Origin of the sequence: Nocardia sp. NPDC051321, from assembly GCF_044455225.1 — a bacterium.
Lineage (GTDB): Bacteria > Actinomycetota > Actinomycetes > Mycobacteriales > Mycobacteriaceae > Nocardia.
In genome coordinates, this window is sequence record NZ_JBITEM010000017.1 from 90,006 (window position 1) to 109,831 (window position 19,826).

Annotated in this window: 20 protein-coding genes; 11 read left to right on the plus strand and 9 right to left on the minus strand. The window is 65.8% G+C overall.

Features of this window, described 5'->3' with window-relative positions; all coding sequences use genetic code 11:
- Complete coding sequence (locus ACIA8C_RS35140) at nt 1–645, minus strand: response regulator (RefSeq protein WP_397142315.1); 645 nt, start codon at nt 643–645, stop codon at nt 1–3.
- Complete coding sequence (locus ACIA8C_RS35145) at nt 633–1,856, minus strand: sensor histidine kinase (protein ID WP_397142317.1); 1,224 nt, start codon at nt 1,854–1,856, stop codon at nt 633–635. Before ACIA8C_RS35145 ends, ACIA8C_RS35140 begins: the two co-directional genes overlap by 13 nt.
- A 164-nt stretch (nt 1,857–2,020) precedes the next feature.
- Between ACIA8C_RS35145 and ACIA8C_RS35150 the strand changes: the two genes are divergently transcribed.
- The gene (locus tag ACIA8C_RS35150) at nt 2,021–2,485 is read left to right on the plus strand and encodes a hypothetical protein (RefSeq protein ID WP_397142319.1); all 465 of its coding nucleotides are present in this window, start codon (nt 2,021–2,023) and stop codon (nt 2,483–2,485) included.
- Between the two features lie 44 nt (nt 2,486–2,529).
- Here ACIA8C_RS35150 and ACIA8C_RS35155 read toward each other — a convergent pair whose 3' ends face one another.
- Nucleotides 2,530–3,315 (minus strand): DsbA family protein, encoded by a 786-nt coding sequence (locus ACIA8C_RS35155; RefSeq protein WP_397142321.1) that lies wholly within the window; start codon nt 3,313–3,315, stop codon nt 2,530–2,532.
- 172 nt (nt 3,316–3,487) lie between these two features.
- Here ACIA8C_RS35155 and ACIA8C_RS35160 point away from each other — a divergent pair, with 172 nt between their 5' ends.
- Nucleotides 3,488–3,886 (plus strand): NUDIX domain-containing protein, encoded by a 399-nt coding sequence (locus ACIA8C_RS35160; RefSeq protein ID WP_397142323.1) that lies wholly within the window; start codon nt 3,488–3,490, stop codon nt 3,884–3,886.
- Between the two features lie 53 nt (nt 3,887–3,939).
- Entirely contained in the window at nt 3,940–4,659 is a 720-nt protein-coding gene (locus ACIA8C_RS35165; protein ID WP_397142325.1) for a haloacid dehalogenase type II, read from the plus strand.
- Between the two features lie 46 nt (nt 4,660–4,705).
- On the opposite strand, the gene ACIA8C_RS35170 is transcribed toward ACIA8C_RS35165, so the two are convergent.
- Both ACIA8C_RS35170 and ACIA8C_RS35175 read right to left on the minus strand, forming a co-directional pair.
- A complete protein-coding gene (locus ACIA8C_RS35170) occupies nt 4,706–5,326 on the minus strand; it encodes a hypothetical protein (RefSeq protein ID WP_397142327.1) in 621 nt (206 codons plus the stop codon).
- A 72-nt stretch (nt 5,327–5,398) separates the two neighbouring features.
- Entirely contained in the window at nt 5,399–6,433 is a 1,035-nt protein-coding gene (locus ACIA8C_RS35175; protein WP_397142329.1) for an ADP-ribosylglycohydrolase family protein, read from the minus strand.
- A 289-nt stretch (nt 6,434–6,722) separates the two neighbouring features.
- On the opposite strand from ACIA8C_RS35175, the gene ACIA8C_RS35180 reads away from it, so the two are divergent.
- Complete coding sequence (locus tag ACIA8C_RS35180) at nt 6,723–7,187, plus strand: hypothetical protein (RefSeq protein WP_397142331.1); 465 nt, start codon at nt 6,723–6,725, stop codon at nt 7,185–7,187.
- A gap of 115 nt (nt 7,188–7,302) precedes the next feature.
- Here ACIA8C_RS35180 and ACIA8C_RS35185 read toward each other — a convergent pair whose 3' ends face one another.
- Together ACIA8C_RS35185 and ACIA8C_RS35190 are read right to left on the minus strand one after the other, a co-directional pair.
- Nucleotides 7,303–8,589 (minus strand): FAD-dependent monooxygenase, encoded by a 1,287-nt coding sequence (locus ACIA8C_RS35185; protein WP_397142333.1) that lies wholly within the window; start codon nt 8,587–8,589, stop codon nt 7,303–7,305.
- Nucleotides 8,590–8,606: 17 nt separating this feature from the next.
- Nucleotides 8,607–9,752 carry an LLM class flavin-dependent oxidoreductase gene (locus ACIA8C_RS35190; RefSeq protein WP_397142335.1) on the minus strand — a complete coding sequence of 382 codons (1,146 nt, stop codon included), beginning with the start codon at nt 9,750–9,752 and terminating at the stop codon, nt 8,607–8,609.
- A gap of 237 nt (nt 9,753–9,989) precedes the next feature.
- Here ACIA8C_RS35190 and ACIA8C_RS35195 point away from each other — a divergent pair, with 237 nt between their 5' ends.
- Nucleotides 9,990–11,714: a DUF3556 domain-containing protein gene (locus tag ACIA8C_RS35195; RefSeq protein ID WP_397142337.1), complete on the plus strand. Its 1,725-nt coding sequence runs from the start codon at nt 9,990–9,992 to the stop codon at nt 11,712–11,714.
- A 6-nt stretch (nt 11,715–11,720) separates the two neighbouring features.
- Here ACIA8C_RS35195 and ACIA8C_RS35200 read toward each other — a convergent pair whose 3' ends face one another.
- The gene (locus ACIA8C_RS35200; RefSeq protein ID WP_397142339.1) at nt 11,721–12,044 is read right to left on the minus strand and encodes an NIPSNAP family protein; all 324 of its coding nucleotides are present in this window, start codon (nt 12,042–12,044) and stop codon (nt 11,721–11,723) included.
- A gap of 582 nt (nt 12,045–12,626) precedes the next feature.
- Between ACIA8C_RS35200 and ACIA8C_RS35205 the strand changes: the two genes are divergently transcribed.
- Nucleotides 12,627–13,562 carry an RDD family protein gene (locus ACIA8C_RS35205; protein ID WP_397142341.1) on the plus strand — a complete coding sequence of 312 codons (936 nt, stop codon included), beginning with the start codon at nt 12,627–12,629 and terminating at the stop codon, nt 13,560–13,562.
- Here the strand turns inward: ACIA8C_RS35205 and ACIA8C_RS35210 are convergent, their stop codons facing one another.
- Nucleotides 13,563–13,913, minus strand: a complete 351-nt coding sequence (locus ACIA8C_RS35210) for a VOC family protein (RefSeq protein WP_397142343.1) — start codon at nt 13,911–13,913, stop codon at nt 13,563–13,565.
- Between the two features lie 211 nt (nt 13,914–14,124).
- On the opposite strand from ACIA8C_RS35210, the gene ACIA8C_RS35215 reads away from it, so the two are divergent.
- From ACIA8C_RS35215 to ACIA8C_RS35235, 5 genes are read left to right on the plus strand one after another with little or no spacing between them, the layout of a single operon-like run.
- The gene (locus ACIA8C_RS35215) at nt 14,125–15,306 is read left to right on the plus strand and encodes an ROK family transcriptional regulator (RefSeq protein WP_397142345.1); all 1,182 of its coding nucleotides are present in this window, start codon (nt 14,125–14,127) and stop codon (nt 15,304–15,306) included.
- A 36-nt stretch (nt 15,307–15,342) separates the two neighbouring features.
- On the plus strand, nt 15,343–16,683 hold the full coding sequence (locus ACIA8C_RS35220; RefSeq protein ID WP_397142347.1) for an ABC transporter substrate-binding protein: 1,341 nt from the start codon (nt 15,343–15,345) through the stop codon (nt 16,681–16,683).
- 7 nt (nt 16,684–16,690) lie between these two features.
- On the plus strand, nt 16,691–17,647 hold the full coding sequence (locus ACIA8C_RS35225) for a carbohydrate ABC transporter permease (RefSeq protein WP_397142349.1): 957 nt from the start codon (nt 16,691–16,693) through the stop codon (nt 17,645–17,647).
- A 2-nt stretch (nt 17,648–17,649) separates the two neighbouring features.
- Complete coding sequence (locus ACIA8C_RS35230) at nt 17,650–18,540, plus strand: carbohydrate ABC transporter permease (RefSeq protein ID WP_397142351.1); 891 nt, start codon at nt 17,650–17,652, stop codon at nt 18,538–18,540.
- Nucleotides 18,540–19,823 (plus strand): 6-phospho-beta-glucosidase, encoded by a 1,284-nt coding sequence (locus tag ACIA8C_RS35235; RefSeq protein WP_397142352.1) that lies wholly within the window; start codon nt 18,540–18,542, stop codon nt 19,821–19,823. The genes ACIA8C_RS35230 and ACIA8C_RS35235 overlap by 1 nt, the downstream gene beginning before the upstream one ends.
- The last annotated feature ends 3 nt before the right edge of the window (nt 19,824–19,826 follow it).

Genomic DNA, 19,826 nt, shown 5'->3' on the forward strand with positions numbered 1-19,826 from the left:
TCAGTCCATGCCGAGAAAACGCAGGACGGCAAGGACTCGGCGGTGGTCGGTATCGGCCTGTGGCAGTCCGAACTTGGTGAGAATGCTGTTGATGTGTTTGGCGACCGCGCTGTCGCTGATCACCAGGTGTGCTGCGATCCCGGCGTTGGAGCGGCCGCAGGCCATTTGTTCCAGAACGTCGCGTTCACGCGGAGTGAGCACGTCGAGCCGATCGCGGTCGCGACGTAGCAGCAGTTGGGATACCACCTCAGGGTCGAGCACCGTCGCGCCCGCCGCGACCCGCCGCACCGCGGCACCGAATTCTTCGACGTCGGCGACGCGCTGTTTGAGCAGATACCCGACACCGACGTTGTGCGAGGCCAATAGTTCGGCGGCGTACCGCTCCTCGACATATTGCGAAAGCAGTACGACCGCGGTTTCCGGCCAGTTCCGGCGAATGACCGAGGCGGCGCGGACCCCTTCGTCGCGGAATCCGGGTGGCATGCGCACATCCACCACCGCGATGTCGGGGCGGTGCAGTTCGACGGCGGACAACAGCGATTCGGCGTCGGCTACCTCGGCCACGACCTCGAACCCCGACATCTGCAGTACCTTCGCCACACCGACGCGCAGCAGGAGGGAATCGTCGGCGATCACCGCGCGCACGGGAACTCCGCGACCAGGACCGTTGGACCGCCGTGCGGGCTGGTAACTCGCAATGCGCCGTCCACCGAGGCGACCCGCTTGGCCAGCCCGGCCAGCCCGCTGCCGGTCGCCGGTGCCGCGCCGCCGACGCCGTTGTCCCGGACCAGCACTCGCATGTGCTGTTCGTCGGCGCACTCGACGATGACCTCCACGCGATCCGCTTCCGCGTGCTTGACCACGTTCGTCAGTGCTTCGGAGATGACGAAGTACGCGGCCGCCTCGACGGTCGGTGGCGGACGAAACGGCATATGCACCGTTATCTCGACGGGCACGGGAACGCTGTTCGCGAGCCCGGAGAGCGCGGCGTCCAGGCCGCGATCCTCGAGCACGGCGGGGTGGAGTCCGCGAACCAGTTGGCGGAGCTCCGCGACGGCTTCCTTGGCCTGAACATGCGCCTCCTCGATCACCTTTCGTGCCTCCTCGGGTAGATCGGTGAGGCTCGCCTTCGCGATGCCGAGGTTGACCGCGAGTGACACCAGGCGCTGTTGGACGCCGTCGTGCAGGTCTCGTTCGATCCGCCGCCGCTCGGCGTCGGCCGCGTCTACCACCCCGGCCCGCGTCTCGGTCAGTACGTCGACCCGGTGCGCGAGTTGCTCTTCCCGGCTCGGTGCCAGTAGTAGGCGCGCGATCCGGCGGTCGGCGCGCGGCCAGGCGCGAGTCAGCATGGGCAACACGAACAATGCTCCCATCGCGATGCCTGTGGTGAGCACAGCATGGCTTATCCGGGTCGGTCGCAGATGTGTGGGCACCAGCCACATCCACACGAGTACGGTCCCGGCGATCGGTGTCCAGATCCACAGCAGCAGGATGGCGATACCGCTGCCGGCCAATAGGGGACCGGCGATCACGTGGTAGCCGAGCTGCCGTAGCCGGGTGGTCGACCACAGCGTTCGGTCCTCGGCGGATTCGGTGATCTCCAGTCCCGCGCAACGGAATCGGCGACGATGCGCCCGGGTGAGCAGTGGCGTTCCGAGCACCACCGCGGCGGCCGGGGCGGTGATGAGAAAAAGCGTGACCGCGGGCAACGAAGCCGGAATCCACCGCCACGGCAATATCAGCAGCAGCGCGATGCCGAGCTGAACCAGCAGACCTATCCCGTTGGCCGCCAACAATCGTGCGGTTTCCCTGACGGACTGTGGCGGTCGAGCGGGTGCGTCCACGGGCATCGGCATCTCCCCACGGTAAATGCGGTTTCCCCTGCTGACCATGGCGCCAGTATCCGTTTCTTGGTGAAACCAATGCCACCAAAAGGTCGGAATCCACCGCTACCGACAGGGCGAGACCGCTCGTCAACACTGAAGCGTGCTCTGATCACTCGAGACAGGACACGATCTGAATGAACACTCCGCACTGGACTTCGCCGCCGCGTCCCGCATCGCCGCCGAGACCCGGAATCGGCGCGGTGACGATGATCGCCGCCGGGCTGGTATTGCTCCCGTGGTTGATCGTCCTCGCCACGACGCTGCCCTCATCGACCACGGTGCCACGCTGGTCCATCGCCTGGGTCGGGGTGGACAGCCTAGAGGCTGCCGGGCTGCTGGCCGCCGGGCTGCTGGCCATCCGAGGAGACCGTCGGCATCCGGTAGCGGCCGCCGCGGCGGCCGCAGTGCTTACCGTCGATGCCTGGCTGGACGTGGTCACCGCGAAGGACGGCGGCGAGTTCGTTACCGCGCTCATCATGGCCGTCGGCGCCGAGCTACCGCTGGCGGTGCTGTGCATGGTCTCGGCGATCCGAGCCTGCGGCCCACCCAGTCCGGTGCCCGCCGATGCTGAGCCCCGACTCAGCGGCCGACTTCGATGAACTCCGCAGCCGGACACCGTGAGTCGCACAGACCCGGGCGCTCGCTATCGCGCGGCGGTGATCAGGGGTGCGAGACCGTCCGGGGCGAAGATCTGCTTGGCGTCGGTCACCTGCCGGTCGTTGATGAACACCGACGGGGTGGATTTGATGCCGCTGGCGAGGATTTCCGTGGTCTTGGCGCGGAGGTACGCGTCGTACTTTCGGTCGGTAATGCACTGGGCCACTGCGGGATCGGCATAGCCGGTGGTGCGGGCGATCTCGATCAGCTGGTCGTCGGGGAGGCCGTCACCGCCCTCGGTGGGCTGCTGCTCGAACATCGCCGCGAGCCAGGCCTGGTACTTCGACGGGTCCGCTTCGGCGACGCAGTAGGACGCGTTGCCCGCGCGCGACGAGTACTGACTGCTCGACGCTCGATCCAGGAACGAGATGACGTTGTATTCGACGAGGGCCGAACCGCTGGTCGCGGCGTCCTCGAGCACCTTGGCGTTGGCGGCCTCGAAAGCCTTGCAGGCCGGGCACTGCAGGTCGGCGACGACGCGGACGGCAACCTTCGCACCCGGGTCACCGATCCGGATCGCACCGTTGTCGGTGACGCCCGCAGGCGCCGCGGGGAGCTGGTTGGCCACCGGAACCTGGCTGGCATTCTGCACCGGTCGCGGCGTGCCGATGAAGTCCTTGGTGAGGTCCCGTGCGACCACTCCGACGCAGACCGCCACGACGAGCGCGAAGAGCACCCCGCCTGCCACGAGCCCGACCAGAACCTTGCGATTGTGCCGGGCGCGCTCCGACTCCGATGGGAGGGTCGACCAGCCACCCTGAGTGGTGTTCACGTGTATTCCCCCGTGCTTCTCGCCAATTGAACAGTTTCGCTCCGTCACGATAATGGTTGCGGGACCGGTTTGGTGCCGCTGACCGGGTCGAGTACACATCCAGTACCCGGTGCCGGCATCGTGACGGATATTCGCTTGCCCGCGACCCGAGCCGGAAAAGTAGGGTGGTCCGGTGATTCGCACAGCCGCGTTGGCCCACATCAGGGATCGTCGTCTGCTGCAGACGCGATCGATCGGCAAGGACATCTTCTATATGGCGGGCGGGAAGATCGATCCCGGCGAGACGCCCGAGGGCGCACTACATCGCGAGGTGCGCGAGGAACTCGGCGTGGGCGTCGTGTCCTTCGACCAGCTCGGCGTTTTCGAGGCGCAGGCAGTCGGCCACGCCGCGGGAACCCGGTTGCACATGACGTGCTTCACCGCCGAACTGGATGGTGAGCCGGAGCCGACCAGCGAGATCGCTGAGCTGCGCTACTTCACGGTGCGCGAGTACGCCGCGATGGATCAGGTGGCGCCCGGCTCGATGCTTGTGTTCCGCAAGCTGCACGAGCTCGGCATCGTCGACTGGTAGCAGCACCCGGTTTCGATCTGTGCGATGTTGTTGTCGGATGGAGGGAAGAACAGATGTCCGAGTTCGATCGAGCGGCCATCCAGGTAGTGGCCTGCGACATCTTCGGCACCACCGTGGATTGGTACACCGGGGTGTCCCAACGGGCCGCCGAGGTATTCCGCACGGCCGGTGTCGATCTCGACGCCGCGGCCTTCACGAACGCGTGGCGCGACATGTATTTGCCTGGCATGCAACGCGTTCGAGACGGCGAGCGACCGTGGGTCTACCTCGACACCCTGCACCGGGAATCACTTGACGAGCTGCTGGACCGCCACGGCGCCGCCCTCGATGAGGAGTCCCGCAGCCGTCTGGTCCGGGCCTGGCATCTGCTGCCCGCCTGGCCCGACTCCGTGGAAGGTCTTGCCCGCCTGGGCAACCGGTACACCTTGGCCGCGCTGTCCAACGGTGGTTTCGCGCTGTTGACCCGGCTGGTCAAGGCGGCGGGTCTGCCTTTCGACTGCATCCTGTCCGCGCAACTGGCACAGAGCTACAAGCCCGAGCCGCAGGTGTACCGTACCGCCGCCGGTCTGCTCGACGTCGAGCCCGCCCGGGTCCTCATGGTCGCGGCACACACCTGGGATATCGATGGCGCGGGCGCCGTAGGCATGCGGACCGCCTTCCTCGAGCGCCCGCAGGAGAAGGGGCCGGAGCACAAGGCCGATCGCGCCGACGAAACACGCAGCGATCTGACCGTCACCAGCTTCGTCGAGCTCGCCGAAACACTAGGCTGCTGACCGGTTCCGATACTCCCCGGCGCGCGATGCGGCCGGGGAGTATCGGTCAGAACAGCGACTGCGCGTCCGCCGCGATGAAGAAACCGTGGCCACCCTGATCGCACCTGACCCCGGCGGACATCGAGGTGCACGCGGTGCCCCGGACGATGATGGTCTGGCCGTAGCCGAGCACCTTGCCTCCGCCCCTGTTGCCGCCATCCAGCGGCGGGCCGACGAAAATGCCTTGGCTCAGGCAGCGGTATTGCCCTTTACCGCCCAATATCTGCGCCGACACCTCGCGGTTAGCGCGAGTGCCGCAGTCGGGGAGCTCCGCGGGTACCACCGACGCGTGTGCCAGCTGGCAACCGGTGCCGATGCCGTCGGCCTCGATGAACCCGCACAGGATGTTGCCGCTCGGCGACTGGAAGTAGTACTTGCCGTCGCTCGCATAGTCCCGCGCGTCGACGGTCGCGTCGTCCCGAGAGGGCAGCTTCGTAGTGGCGGCGCCAGCCGCTGTCTCCGGTGCCGCGGTCGAATTACCTTGCGGTGCGCGTTCCGTGGCGCCCGCGGAAACCGGTACGCCCGTATCAGATGAGCCGCTGGTAACAGAGCTCTTCCCGCTGTCCGTACACCCAGTCAACGCACCTACCGCGGCGATTGCCGCTATAGCCAACACAATTGGCTTCATATCGTCTCCCATGTCGAGTCCACCCCAACGATCTTGTTGTTCATCGATCCGTTCGGGTAAGTCGTTAACCGATCACAGGCCCGCGTCCAGCGGGAAGCGCGCGTCGAGTCCGGACCGGTCGCCAACCCCGAAGTTCATGACGAGGTCATCGGCGACCTGGATCAGCACGTCGCGTCCCTCGACCGTCGACGCCAAGTCCATCGGCAGCGCGGAGATACCGTGGACGGCACCGATCAGGTTGCCCGCCACCGCGCCGGTGGAATCGGAATCACCGGAGTGGTTCACCGACAGCAGCAGGCCCGCGCGCACATCGCCGGACTTCGCCGACTGCAGCGCGCAGTACACCGCGATGGCCAGGCACTCCTCGGCGATCCACCCCGCGCCGACCTGCTCGACCTGCTCGGCCGTCGGCGGTTCCTCGGCCAACGTGACGGCCTTGGTCAGCGCGTCCACCGTCTCCGCGGTCGCCGGGAACCCGTCGAGCTGAACGAGTGTCTCCTGCACCGCGATCGGCAATACCGTGCCGCTCACCACGCGATCGAGAATCGCCGCGAACGCGCCCGCCGCCAGGTATCCCGTTGGATGCCCATGGGTCAACTGCGCGGCCCGCGCCGCCGTGTGGAACGCCCGATCGGGCCCCATCCCCGCCAGCCCGAACGGCGCCGATCGCATCACCGTCCCGCACCCTTTCGAGTGCGCATTCACCGGCCCGTTCTCGCCGAACGGTGCCGGCGCGACATATCCTCGCGACTGCTGGGCGAGCCCGGACATGCACGCGTTTCCCGGTGCCCGAGACGCATACAAAAACGGCAAACTCGCCAGCCATCCATCGGTATGCGCCGCAGGCCCTTCCTCCCGCTGCGTCTGCAACCACCGCAGGTAGGCCCGCCGCAAGGCAGGCACCGGGTCGGCTCCCGCCGCCGCCCGCAGCATCCCCTCGGCGGTAAACAGCGTCATCTGCGTGTCGTCGGTAATCTCCTGCGGCGCACCCGCGTTGTGTTGCGGCAGAAAGCCCGTCACCCCCTGCTCCCCGTACCGTCCCTGAATCTGATCCCACTTCAAGAACTCGATGGGCCACCCCAGCGCGTCCCCAATCGCCCCACCCACAAGAGATCCTCGAACCCGGTCGAATGTCGTCGCGTAATCCACCATAAGACAACATCATTACCGATCCGCCCCACCCCTGTCCCAGCACCTGCAAAGCGTCGGCCGAGTTGAGGTGAGTCGAATGGTTGCTTTTGAAGATCAACTGGCGACCATTTGACTCACGTCGACGTCCTTTGCGCGGCGTGCGGGTCCAGTGGCGGGCGCGCGAACTGGCAACCCACGCAACATGTTTGGGCGGGTTGTAGCCGAACGGGGGACGGTCGCTGCGGATTCTGCCTAAACTGCGAAAGTGCAGCCCAATCTTGTTCGGATTTCTGCCGATGGTGACGAGCGAGCAGAAGAGATCCTGCGGCGGATTCCGGACACGATCAGCGAGAGCTTCCTCGAAACCCTGGACAGCCGCGACAATGTCGCACTCGCCAGATACGGTGCGCGACAAGTCACCGTGGCATTGCGCGAAGGTTCGACCATCCTGCTGACAGACGCACTTCTGGCAACGGCAGCGGCAGAGTTGCAAAACCCCGGCGATCCTCGCGATCTGATGGTCGACATCGCAGTTCATTTCGTCGTGGCGGAAAGGCTGGGAGTGGATCCATCGTTACTGTTCAACGACGTCGCCGCGCGCCTTCCGGTCAGCTCTGTCGCGGATCTGTTGCGGCACTTCGGTGCCCGAAATGACATCAGCCTGCATGCATTCGGTTGGCAACTAGTGGAAACCGAATCAGGCCCAGACTTTGCGCCGGACTACCCCTGAATCCTTGGTCAGAGGTCAAGACCGACCGCATCTGGCGGACACCGCCGCGAGCAACGACCGACCCACCCCGCCCCCGCTGTCGGCAGCGGACGCGTTCCGACTGTTGGTCAGCCGATCACGGGGAAATGGTGCTGGTATCGGCCGAGAGCCACCGACACCAGTTCCCCGTGATCACTTGTCCAACAGCATTATTCATGTTTGTCGAATGCCGCGTAGTTTTTACCGCGAACGAATCGTGTAGGCGCACGCCTTTGCTGTTGAGCTTGGCGGCTGCCCGGCTCACGGGTGCGGGCAGCACGGTGATCAGGCGGATGGCGTTGACCATTGCCCACACCTCGAAGCGGCCGGCGGGGACGAGGGTCTTCGCGGCGGTGCGGGCGAAACTGCGACTGCGTCGGACGTATTCGCCGATCTCGTTCTCGTAGGCGGCGAAGGCGGCGGAATGGTCGCCGGCGTGCGTGGCCAGTTCGCCCGCGAGAATGTAGGCGCCGACCACCGCCATGCTGGTGCTGCCGCCGACCGCCGGGCCTGGGCAGTACGCGGCGTCGCCGACCAGGGTGACCCGGCCACGGGACCAGGTATCCAATCGTAATTGCGTGATGGAATCGAAGTAGAAGGATGGGGTGTCGTCCAGTTCGGCGAGCAGCCGGGGAACCTCCCACCGCATGTCGTGGAAGTGGTTACGCAGCAACTCTTTCTGCTGCTCGGTGTCACGGTGGTGGTAGTCCAGCGGTTGCGGTGTGCGGAGAAAGAATCCCGCTCGCGCGTCGTCCATGTGGGCGGCGCTGTAGACGCCCGCGATCCGGCCGGGATCGACGATCATCTCCATCGCCCCATCCAGCGCGAGATGGTTGGGCACGGAAAGGATGGCAAGGTAGGCGCCGAGCCAGGTGGTGAAGCCGGACTCCGGGCCGAACACCAATGAGCGGACGTTCGAGTGCAGACCGTCGGCCCCGACGATCAGGTCGAAGCGCTGCGCCGGGCTGCGCTCGAAGGTGACCTCGCCGTCGTCGCCGATGGCGGTGATCGAGTCGGCGAAGAGGTAGGCGACGTCGGAACTGGTTGTGTTGTAGAGGATCTCGCTCAGATCATCGCGCATGATCTCCACGTGATCGTCGGACACGGCAGTGAAGAGCTTGTGCAGATCCAGGGTTACCGGCTTGCCGCCGGGTCGGCGTAGCACGAGGGTGTCGGTCCCCGTGGCTTTCGCCCTGATCTCGTCGACCACTCCCATCTGTTCCACGATCCGCATGGCGGGACGGAACAGATCTACCGCGTGGCCGCCGCCGGTCTTTCGTGGTGCCGGGGTGCGTTCGACGACCGTGACGTCGAAGCCGAACCGGTTGAGCCAGTATGCGAGCACGGGTCCGGCGACGCTTGCTCCGGAGATGAGGATGCGCATCGATCCGCCCGCGCGATTCACGCCGGATGTCGCCGTAATCGTGCCGCCAGCCAGAGCACGGCACCGTAACCGAAGGCCGCGTCGGCGCCGGATACCAGGGCGCTGGTGGGGAAGACGATGGCGTGCCGTAGGCCCGCGTCGGCCAGGGTGCGGATGCGCGCGAGAATCTCTGGGGGAGTGCCGATCATGAGCCAGTCGTGCAGTACCTCGTCGGGGACCTCCGCGATCGCCGCCTGCACCTCGGCCTTGGTGAGCTGATGCGGCATCAGATCGATCAGACCGCGGAAGCCTTCGCCGAGAGGATGTTTCACGCCGTAGCGCGCCCACACCGGGTCCGGCGCGAGCAAGCCGAGGTAGCGGACGGCCGGGGCGCGTAATAGTCGCCGTAGCCCGGCTTGGGTTCGCGCGGTGAGCATTTGGATCATCTGCGCGGGGACGATCGCGTCGGGGTCGCGACCGGCGGCGCGGGCGGCGGTGTGCACCAGCTTCAGTCGGCGTTCGTACTCATCAGGGGCGAGTGTCTCCCACGGATACCAGCCGTCGGCGTAGCGCCCGGTCAGTTCGAGCATGCGTGGCCCGTGCGCGCCGAGCCAGATTTGCGGCATCCGGTCCGCCGGAGCATTCAAATCCATTGGCGCCCCGTCGATTCGGTAGTACTTGCCGGCGAAGTCGATGGATTTCGCGTCGGTCAGCGCCGCGCGAATCACCTGCAACGCCTCCTCCAGGCGATCGACCGGACGATTCCAGGTGAACCCGTACGGATCGAGATTTTCGGTCTCGCCGGACCCGAGACCGAGGATCGGCGGCACCTTCGTCATATGTGCCAGCGTGAGAAAGGTCTGTGCCAGCAGTACTGGATGCCTGCGGTGTGGATCGGTCACGCCGACCCCCAGCTGCACGCGCCCGGCCCCGGCGGCCAGATGTGCGAGCAGTGGCGCGTAATCGAACTGCTCGTCCGGACTGCGCAGCGTCTTCGCCTGTGGGGTGAAATCGGTGTCCCAGATGGCCTTGGGAAACACGCTGATCAAATGATCCGGCGCCAGCACGGAATCCAACCGGCCGAGCCGAGCCATCCGCACCAGGAAGCGCGCGGCACCCAGCGGCGGATTGACACCGGCCATGGTGCCTACGGCAAACGAACGGGAATTGTGCGATTCGGACACGAAGGTCTCCTCTCGACCGGCGTGCCGCGGCACGCACCCCACCGATTATCCCGGCGACCGCCGCCCGCGTCCGGTGATTGTCCCGGTGACCCCTGCCTACCGCGCGCGACTCCGTCGGATCGATCAGATAGAGCCTACAGAATTGACACGTGTTCCAGTTCCTGTCAACGTATCGAAGGACCATGAGGTGCCTGATCAGGCTTGGCGCTTCGGTGTTGTCGAATCGGAGAGTGCTCTATGGGGTTTCTCGAGCCCGAACTGCCCGTCGTCGATATGGCGGAGTGGAGCAAGGGCACTCGGAGCGAACGAATACGGCCGATGGCCCGGCACTGGGCCGAGGTTGGCTTCGGGACGCCGGTCGCGCTGCACCTGTTCTATGTCGGCAAGATCTGCCTCTACGTGCTCGGCGGCTGGCTGATCGTGTTGTGCACCAGGGGCATCGATGGATTCACCAGCGTCGGTGACTGGTGGTCGGAGCCGATCGTCTTCCAGAAGGCGGTGCTGTATACGTTGCTCTTCGAGGTGGTCGGGCTCGGTTGTGGGTTCGGGCCGCTGAACAACAGGTTCTTCCCGCCATTGGGTTCGATCCTGTATTGGTTGCGGCCCAACACCATTCGGCTGCCGCCATGGCCGGGGCGTATTCCGTTGACCAGGGGCACAAACCGATCGGTGCTGGATGTCGCGCTGTATGCCGCGCTGCTGGTGATGACCGTGATCGCGTTGCTGTCCAACGGGACCGGCCCGATACCGGAGTTGGCTACGACGGTGGGGTTGCTGCCGGTATGGCAGATCGTGGCGGTTCTCGTCCTGCTCGCGGTGCTCGGGTTGCGCGACAAGGTGATCTTCCTGGCGGCGCGCGGCGAGGTCTACGCCCCGCTGGTCGTCGCCTTCTTGTTCACCGGCGTCGACAGCATCGTCGCCGCGAAATTCGTTTTCCTGGTGATCTGGATGGGCGCGGCCCTGTCGAAGCTGAACAAGCACTTCCCGTTCGTGATCTCGACCATGATGTCCAACAGCCCGGTCTTCCGGCGAAAGTCGCTCAAGCGCAAGTTCTTCGAGGACTTTCCCGACGATCTGCGGCCGGGCCGGTTGTCTCGCCTGTTCGCGCACGGTGCGACGGCCGTGGAGATGCTGGTCCCGGTGGCGTTGTTCTTCTCGCATGGCGGCCTCGTGACGGCGATTGCCGCGGTCGTGATGGTCGGCTTCCACCTGGGAATCCTGACCGCCGTGCCGATGGGCGTGCCATTGGAGTGGAACGTCTTCATGATCTTCGGCGTGCTGGTCTTGTTCGTCGCGCACGCCGATCTCGGGGTCGGCGACCTGCACCACCCCGTCCTGGTGGCGTTGCTGTTCGTCGTAATCGCGGGCATCGTGATCGCCGGAAATCTGTTCCCGCGCGCCATCTCGTTCCTGCCCGGCATGCGCTACTACGCGGGCAACTGGGATACGACGATGTGGTGTGTCACGCCGTCGGCGGCGGCGAAGATCGGCCGCGGCATCGTCGCGATCGCCAGCATGCCGCAGGCGCAGCTGGAGCGGTTCTATGGCAAGGACCGCGCGCAGATTCCGATGTACATGGGATATGCCTTCCGCGCCATGAACACGCACGGGCGCGCGCTGTTCACCCTGGTGCATCGCGCCATGCCCGCCGGACGCGAAAACGAGTACACCATCACCGACGGCGAGCGCATCTGCAGCACCGCGGTCGGCTGGAACTTCGGCGACGGTCACATGCACAACGAGCAGCTCATCGCCGCGATGCAGCAGCGGTGCCGGTTCGAGCCCGGCGAAGTACGCGTGGTGCTGCTCGACGCACAACCGATCAACAAGGGGACGCAGGAGTATCGCCTCGTCGACGCCGCCACCGGCGAATTCGAGCGCGGCTTCGTCTACGTCGCGGACATGGTGACTCGGCAGCCGTGGGCCGACGACGTGCCCGTGCACGTCCGTGCCCCTGCCTGACCGGAACTACGTCCGCTCCGCACCGTCCGGGAGCAATGGCCGCATGAACGTGCGCTCGTACCGGAGTACACATCCGCTCTCTTCCCGGATGCGATCGGCCGCAATGAAGTCCGGATCGACACCGAACAGCGCTCGGTACTGCTCGTAGGCACTGAGACTGGCGAAGCTGAACAGCGCCATGGCCTTGTCGCTGGCCCCCTCCGAGGGCAGGAAATAGCCATGATGGGTGCCGCCGTGCCGATTTACCAGCTCCATCCATCGGCGACCGAATCGCTCGAACGCGTCGATCTTCGCGGGATCGATCACATATTCCACAACGCAGGTGATCACCACGTCAGCCTAACGATCATGGAAGTGCCGGGCTGCCCGCGTGGCTCGATGATGTGTTCTGGATCACACGCCGTTTGGGCTGCGGGGGTCGGGGCATACTGCCCGACGGCGCACAGGGCGCCCTCGGAACCGTGCATTGGAAGGATCGGTATCTGTCGTGGGTTTACTGCTGGTGGGAATCGGTACTGCGTCAGCCGTCGTGATCGCGACGCACGGTGTGGTGGTGGCCGCGCATTTGGCGCAGCGGCGGCCTGCGCCCCGACGTCGGGCTGTTGCCGTAGACGTCCGTACCACGCCCTCCCCGAGCGTATCCGCGTAGCGCGCACATCTCGCGCCGCATCTCTGAACCTCTTCTCCGCCTACATCTTCGGCGTCCCTGCATTATCTCGCGGTCGCGCTGCGGACTCCTGACCGGGCAGGCGACGGCAAATTCGGCCATCGACCCGTAATTCCTGTCGAGTGTCGGTTGTTCGGCCGATGGTGTGACCTCGTTACGGCGAGGAATCTGTGAGGGGCAAGAACGGACCGCCGGATAGCCGGGTGGTAACCCTGGTTCTCCGGTACTGCGAAGAGGTGCACACGATGGCCGAGCACGTCCCGCCACCCGATAGCGCTCCGGCCGGACGGCGAATCGCCGCGTGGGCGATCGACTTCGCTCTCATTCTCGGTGCGGCCGCGCTGCTCGGCTCGGTCACGCACTACCGGATCGCCGACTACCTCTCGGGCTGGCCCGGGCTCGCGGAATCGGGCGGCTGGGACCTGTTCCGCGCCAACGGAGACTGGGGCGGCGCGGGAAAGGCGTTCGGGTGGGACGTCTTCGGTGAAATCCTGCTACTGATCGCCGAGGCGTTCGTCGCACTGGTGTTGATGGTGTTCGCGTACCAGTTCGCGTCCCTGGCCTGGAAGGGGCGCACGCTCGGAAAGTTCTTGCTGGACATCCGAGTTCATTCGCTCACGGATCCGCACGGTGCCCTCGGCAAGTGGCAGTCGGCCCGCAGGGCCTTCGCGAGCACCCTGCTGGATGTCGGACTGTACGCCGGGGCCTGTATCGCGCTACTCGCGGGGAAGTTCGTTCTGTCCCTTACCCTTTGGGTTGTCGCCGTCGCGGCGCTGGTACTCAACGCGGTCCCCTTGGCGGGCGGCCGAACCATGATCGACCGCGTCGCGGGGACAACGGTTGTTCGCGCGGGTCTCTACCAAAAGTCATGGCAGGCCGCGCGAGACGCGGCGATCGTCGAACGGGGCACCCAGTTAGGCCGCGAGCGAATGCAAGCGGTCACCAACGCCATGAAGCAACATGCGCAACAGCTTGCCGAGGACGACCGCCTCCGGCAGGTGCGCGAATCGACCCAGGCGGCCCAGCTCCGTCGGCTAGGGCAGGACGCGAGTCGGCACACCGGCGAGGCCGCCAGGCAGCTGCTCAATTCCGAGCGCGGACAGCAAGCGCACAACGCCGCCAAGAAGGCCACCGCGAATCTCCGTGCGGCATACGACAAGCGGCGCCGCGCAAGTAACTGATCATCCTTGCGGACCGAACGATTCACCGAGCTCGCCGGTCGCTTGCTCGACGTCGGGCAAGTCGAAGCCGACCTCGCTGATCGATAGCGGCCGAGGCGCGTTGACCGTGATGGGCTCGACCTGACGGCGCAACCACTTCCGCGCAAGATCGAAATCGTCTGGGGAAATGCCGAACGCAAGATGATGTACGCCCTCGAACGGTGCGCCGGGGGTCAAGACCAGCTTGCTGAACCCGATATTCACTGTCACGCGACCGGCGTCAGCGGCGACCTGAAGTCCCAGCTTGTTCCGATAGAAGTCGGCGGCCGCATCGAGATCTGTTGTGCTGATGGTTACTTCGCGAATCTTCATAGCAGCCCCTTCGGTTCCGGTCGGTCGAGGACGACGCTATTTCCTCAATAGTGGTTGAGGTCAACCGCGAGGTCGGCACGGATGACGTTTGGGTATTCGCCACGCGGACAGCGATTGACAGGCGGTCAAACCGGACATACAGTCGCTCCTCAAAGTAATTGGAAACTTTCCTAATAGTTCACCCGGCGCTGGGTGGGGGAGGGGTGTCACGGTGACGACGCGACAGACCCTCGCCGGCACGCCGAGCCTGCTGCGCGCCATCAACGATCGCGCCGCGCTGGAACTGCTGCTCGCCAACGGCCCGCTGTCGCGAACCCAGATCGGCACGCTCACCGGCCTGTCCAAGCCGACCGCCTCCCAGCTGCTTTCCCGATTGGAGACGGCGGGGCTGGTCGTTCCGGTCGGCACCCTGCCAGGCAGCCGAGGGCCGAATGCGCAGCTGTACCAAGTCAATCCGGCCGCGGGTTATGTGGCCGGGCTCGATGTGACAGCCTCCAGGATTCGAATCGCCGTCGCCGACATCACCGGTCGCGTGCTCGCCGAACACGAGGTCTCCACTAAGGGCTGGCCTGCCGCCGAGACCACAGCCAGGGTGGGCGTCGCGGTCGGTGCGGCCGTCGAGCTGGCCGGGCTCGCCGATGGCGTCTGCTGCGAGGTGGTCATCGGCATCGGCGGTGCGCTCGACCCGGCCACCGGCAAGCTGCGCTACGCGACGCACCTGCCCGGCTGGCACTCCCCGCACCTGGTCGACGAGCTGACGGCGGCCATCGGCTGCTCGGTGTCGATCGAGAACGACGTCAACCTGGCCGCCATCGCCGAGCAGGCGCACGGCGCGGCGCAGGGCTGCGAGGATTTCGTGCTGCTCTGGACCGGCGTCGGCGTCGGTGCGGCGATCGTGATCGCGGGCCGGTTGCACCGTGGCTTCCACAGTGGCGCAGGCGAAGTCGGCTACATGCCGCTGCCAGGTGCGCCGATCGTGCACGACGTGCGCCGGAAGAATTCCGGCGGGTTCCAGCAATTGGCCGGTGCGCCAGCGGTTCTGGCGCTGGCGAAGCGGCACGGGCTGGCCGCGCCGACGGCCGCCCGGGTGGTGGCCGAGGCGCTGCGGACACCGGGCGCCGGCGACGCGTTCCTCGCCGAATTCGCGGGCCGCCTGGCCCTCGGGCTGGCCTCGATCGTCTCGGTGGTCGACCCGGAACTGCTGATCCTGGCCGGTGACGTGCCGAGCGCGGGCGGCGAACGGCTGCGCGCACTCGTCGAAGACGCGCTCACCGAGCTCACCTTTCCGCGACCCGAGGTGCGCTCCAGCACCCTGCCGGGCTCGCCGGTACTGCACGGAGCGCTCGAACGCGCCTTGGCCACCACGAGGGACAACGTGTTCTCGACCCATTGATCCACCGCACACCCAGCAGTACCAGGAGAACCGCACATGCGCAGAACCACCCGCCGCACCCTCGCCGCCCTCACCGCATGCGCGACTGCCGCGCTCTTCGTCACCGCCTGCACGGGGCAGAGCTCCAGTGGCGGCGACGACGGCTCCGCCGACGGCAAGGACGTCACCATCACCTTCTGGCACGGCTGGAGTCAGGACAGCGAGGTGAAGGCGATCGAGAACAACATCGCCGCGTTCGAGAAGCTGCACCCCAACATCCACGTCAAGCCGGTCGGCAATATCGCCGACGACAAGCTCGAACAGGCGCTGCGCGGCGGCGGCCGGGACGCTCCGGATGTGGTGTCCTCGTTCACCACCGACAATGTCGGCAAGTTCTGCGCCGCCAAGGTCTGGGCCGATCTCGCGCCGTTCATGAAGAAGGACGGCATCGACCCCGCCAAGACGTTCCCGGCCGGGATGCTCGAGTACAGCCAGTTCCAGGGCAATCAGTGCTCGCTGCCGTTGCTGGGCGATTCGTATGGCTTGTACTACAACAAGACCGCGTTCGCGGCGGCCGGAATCACCTCGCCACCAAAGACATTCAGTGAGTTCGAGGCGGCGGCGCGCAAACTGACGATCCCCGAGGGAGACAGCTTCAAACAGCTTGGCTTCCTGCCGAACTATCACGGTTACGAGACCGCCGCCACCCGCTATCTGGCGCAGTACGGCGCCGACTATTTCGCCGCGGACGGGAAGTCGAACATCGCGACCGATCCCAGGGTCGCCGCGATGTTCGCGTGGCAGAAGGATCTGATCGCCAAGCTCGGCGGGTACGACAAGCTGGAGAAATACCGCACGACCTTCGGCGAGGAGTTCAGCGCCAAGAATCCGTTCCATACCGGCCAGGTGGCCATGTCGTTGGACGGGGAGTGGCGCACCGCCTCGATCGCGGAGAATCCGGTGAGTTTCGACTGGGCCACCGCGCCCTTCCCGGTCCCGGATGATCAGGCAGCCACCTATGGTCGCGGCTACCAGACCGGCACCATCATCGGCATCGCCAACTCCAGCCAAAAGCAGACCGCGGCTTGGCAATTGGTCAAATATCTGACGACCGACACCGACGCGGTGGTCAGCTTCGCCAACGCCATCCACAACGTGCCGAGCACCATCGAGTCGCTGAATTCGCCGAAACTGACGGCCGATCCGAACTTCAAGACCTTCATCGACATCGCCAAGAACCCGAACTCTTCGACCACGCCGTCCAGCATCAACGGTGGCGCGTACCAGCTTTCGCTGCGCAACTTCGGCTACGACTACGAGGCGGGCAGCACCGATCTCGCGGCGGGCCTGGCCGCGACCGCGAAGGAAATCGACGAGGCGATCGTCCAGGCGAAGTGATGTAGCGATGGCAACGATGACCGCGACCGTCCCGGCGGCGCTGAAACGCAAGCGCCGCCGCGGCACGCTGCGCACCCTGGCGTTCCTCTCGCCGTGGCTGATCGGGTTCGGCTTCTTCTTCGCCTACCCGCTGCTGTCCACCCTCTACTTCTCCTTCATGAAGTACGACGGGTTCGCCGCGCCGACCTTCACCGGCCTGAAGAACTGGGACTACGTCCTCGACAAGTACCCCTTCTTCTGGCAGGGACTCGGCAACACGCTGTGGCTGGTCGTGGTCATGGTGTCGCTGCGGGTGATCTTCGGGCTTGGCATCGGGCTGCTGGTCACCAAGATCAAGACCGGGCTCGGGTTCTTCCGCACGGTGTTCTATCTGCCGTTCCTCGCGCCGCCGGTGGCGGCCACCATCGCCTTCGCCTTCCTGCTGAACCCGGGGACCGGGCCGGTGAACCACCTGCTCGGCAATCTCGGTCTGCCGCAACCGGGTTGGTTCACCGACCCGGATTGGTCGAAGCCTGCGCTGACCATGCTGGCGCTGTGGGGCATCGGTGACCTGATGGTCATCTTCACGGCGGCCTTGCTTGACGTGTCCAGGGAGCAGTACGAGGCGGCCGAGCTGGACGGCGCGGGCCCCTGGCAACGATTCCGGTACGTCACGCTGCCGAACATCATGCCCATCGTGCTGTTCGCGGTGGTGACCGGCGTGATCCAGACGATGCAGTACTACACCCAGGCGATGGTCGCCGGGAAGGTCGCCAGCGGCAAGGCGGGCAACTCGGGGGAGGCGTTCGAGGCGGGCTATCCGCACGGTTCCACCTGGACGCTGCCGCAGATGGTCTACAACCTCGGCTTCCAGCGCTTCGACCTCGGCTCCGCGTGTGTCGTCGCGGTGATCTTGTTCGCCCTGTCGATGGCCTTCACCGCGTTGCTGCTGCGGCGCAAATCCGGCTTCCTGCAGGAGGACTAGCGATGACCATGACGACGACGCGGCCGGTTCCGGTCACCGTGCCGACTACCGAGGCCAAGGGTGCGCGCCGGAAGAACACGCTGAACTGGGTGGCGACGCACTCGCTCGCGATCGCGGCCGCGGTGCTGTTCCTGATGCCGTTCGTCTTCGTCTTCTTCACCTCGGTGATGTCGGACCGGCAGGCGCTCACCGCCGACCTCTGGCCCGCCGAATGGCACTGGGGCAACTATGTAAAGGTTTGGGACACACCAGGGTTCCTCACCTGGTGGCGTAACACGCTGGTGTACGCCGTGGCGGGCACCGCGCTGACCCTGCTGTCCAGCATCCCGGTGGCCTACGCACTGGCCAAGTTTCGCTTCCGCGGCCGCAATCTGGCGCTGATGGCCGTCGTTTCGATGATGATGCTGCCGCCGCAGGTGACTGTTATCCCGATGTATCTGATCTGGGCCAAGCAGTTTCACCTCACCGGCTCGCTGTGGCCGCTGATCATCCCGCTGGCCTTCGGCGACGCCTTCTCCATCTTCCTGCTCCGGCAGTTCCTGCTGACCATCCCCAACGATTACCTCGAGGCCGCCCGCATCGACGGCTGCGGCGAACTGCGCATCCTGCTGCGGATCGTGCTGCCGATGGCCAAGCCTGCCATCGCGGCGGTGGCACTGTTCCAGTTCTTCTATTGCTGGAACGACTATTTCGGGCCGCAGATCTATGCCAGCGAGAACCCCGGCGCCTGGACCCTCAGCTATGGCCTGGAGTCGTTCAAGAGCGCCCACCACACCAACTGGAATCTCACCATGGCCGCCACCCTGCTGGTGATGGCGCCGGTGATCATCCTGTTCTTCTTCGCACAGAAAGCCTTCATCGAAGGCGTGACACTGACAGGGGTCAAAGGCTGATGCGCGCACTCAAAATAGCCATAGTCGGTGGTGGTTCCACGTATACGCCGGAGTTGATCGACGGATTCGCCCGGCTCCGTGACACTTTGGCGATCGATGAGGTGGTACTCGTAGATCCGGCCGCGGATCGGCTGGAGCTGATCGCGGGGCTGGCTCGCCGGATTTTGGCCAAACAGGGGCACGGGGCGCGGGTGACCGCGACTACCTCGGTCGCGGACGGGGTCGCCGACGCCGACGCCGTGCTGCTCCAGCTGCGGATCGGCGGGCAGGCCGCGCGAAACGAGGACGAGACCTGGCCGCTCGAATGTGGTTGCGTCGGACAGGAAACGACCGGAGCGGGCGGGCTGGCGAAGGCACTGCGCACGGTTCCGGTGGTGCTCGACATCGCCGAGCAGGTGCGCCGGGCCAGCCCGGACGCCTGGATCATCGACTTCACCAACCCGGTCGGCATCGTCACCCGCGCACTGCAAGCCGCGGGACACAAGGCCGTCGGCCTGTGCAACGTCGCCATCGGTTTCCAGCGAAAGTTCGCCGCGCACTTGGGTATCGAGCCGGAACTGATCCGGCTGGACCACGTCGGCCTCAATCACCTCACCTGGGTGCGCGGGGTCACCGTGCTCGACCACCCGGGCGCGGGCACCGGGCACGAGGCGTTACCCAAGCTCCTCGCCGACTTCGGCGCCGAGATCGCCGCAGATGTGCGGCTACCGCTTTCGCTGATCCAGCACCTCGGCGTGGTCCCGTCGTACTACCTGCGCTACTTCTATCAGCACGACGTGGTGGTCGAGGAGCTCACGACCAAGGGTTCCCGCGCCGCCGAAGTCGCGGCCATCGAGCGGCAGCTGCTGGCGATGTACGCCGACCCTGCCCTGGATACCAAACCGGAATTGCTCGGAACACGCGGCGGCGCTTTCTATTCGGAGGCCGCGGTCCATCTGCTAGCCGCGCTGCTCGGTACCGGTGCCAGCGTCCAAGTGGTCAACACCCGCAACAACGGCACCTTGCCGTTCCTGCCCGACGACGCCGTGATCGAAGTGCCAGCGGAGGTGGACGCCGCAGGGGTGCGCCCACTTCCGCAACACCCGGTCGAACCCCTACACGCGGGCCTGATCGCCCACGTCACCGCCTATGAGCAACTCGCATTGCGGGCCGCGCTCGAAGGCGGCCGCGGCCGGGTCTTCGACGCTCTACTCGCACACCCGCTGGTCGGCCAGAACGAACTGGCCGAGCAGCTGACCGACCGGCTGATCGCCCACAACCGCGCCTACCTGGATTGGGCGTGATCA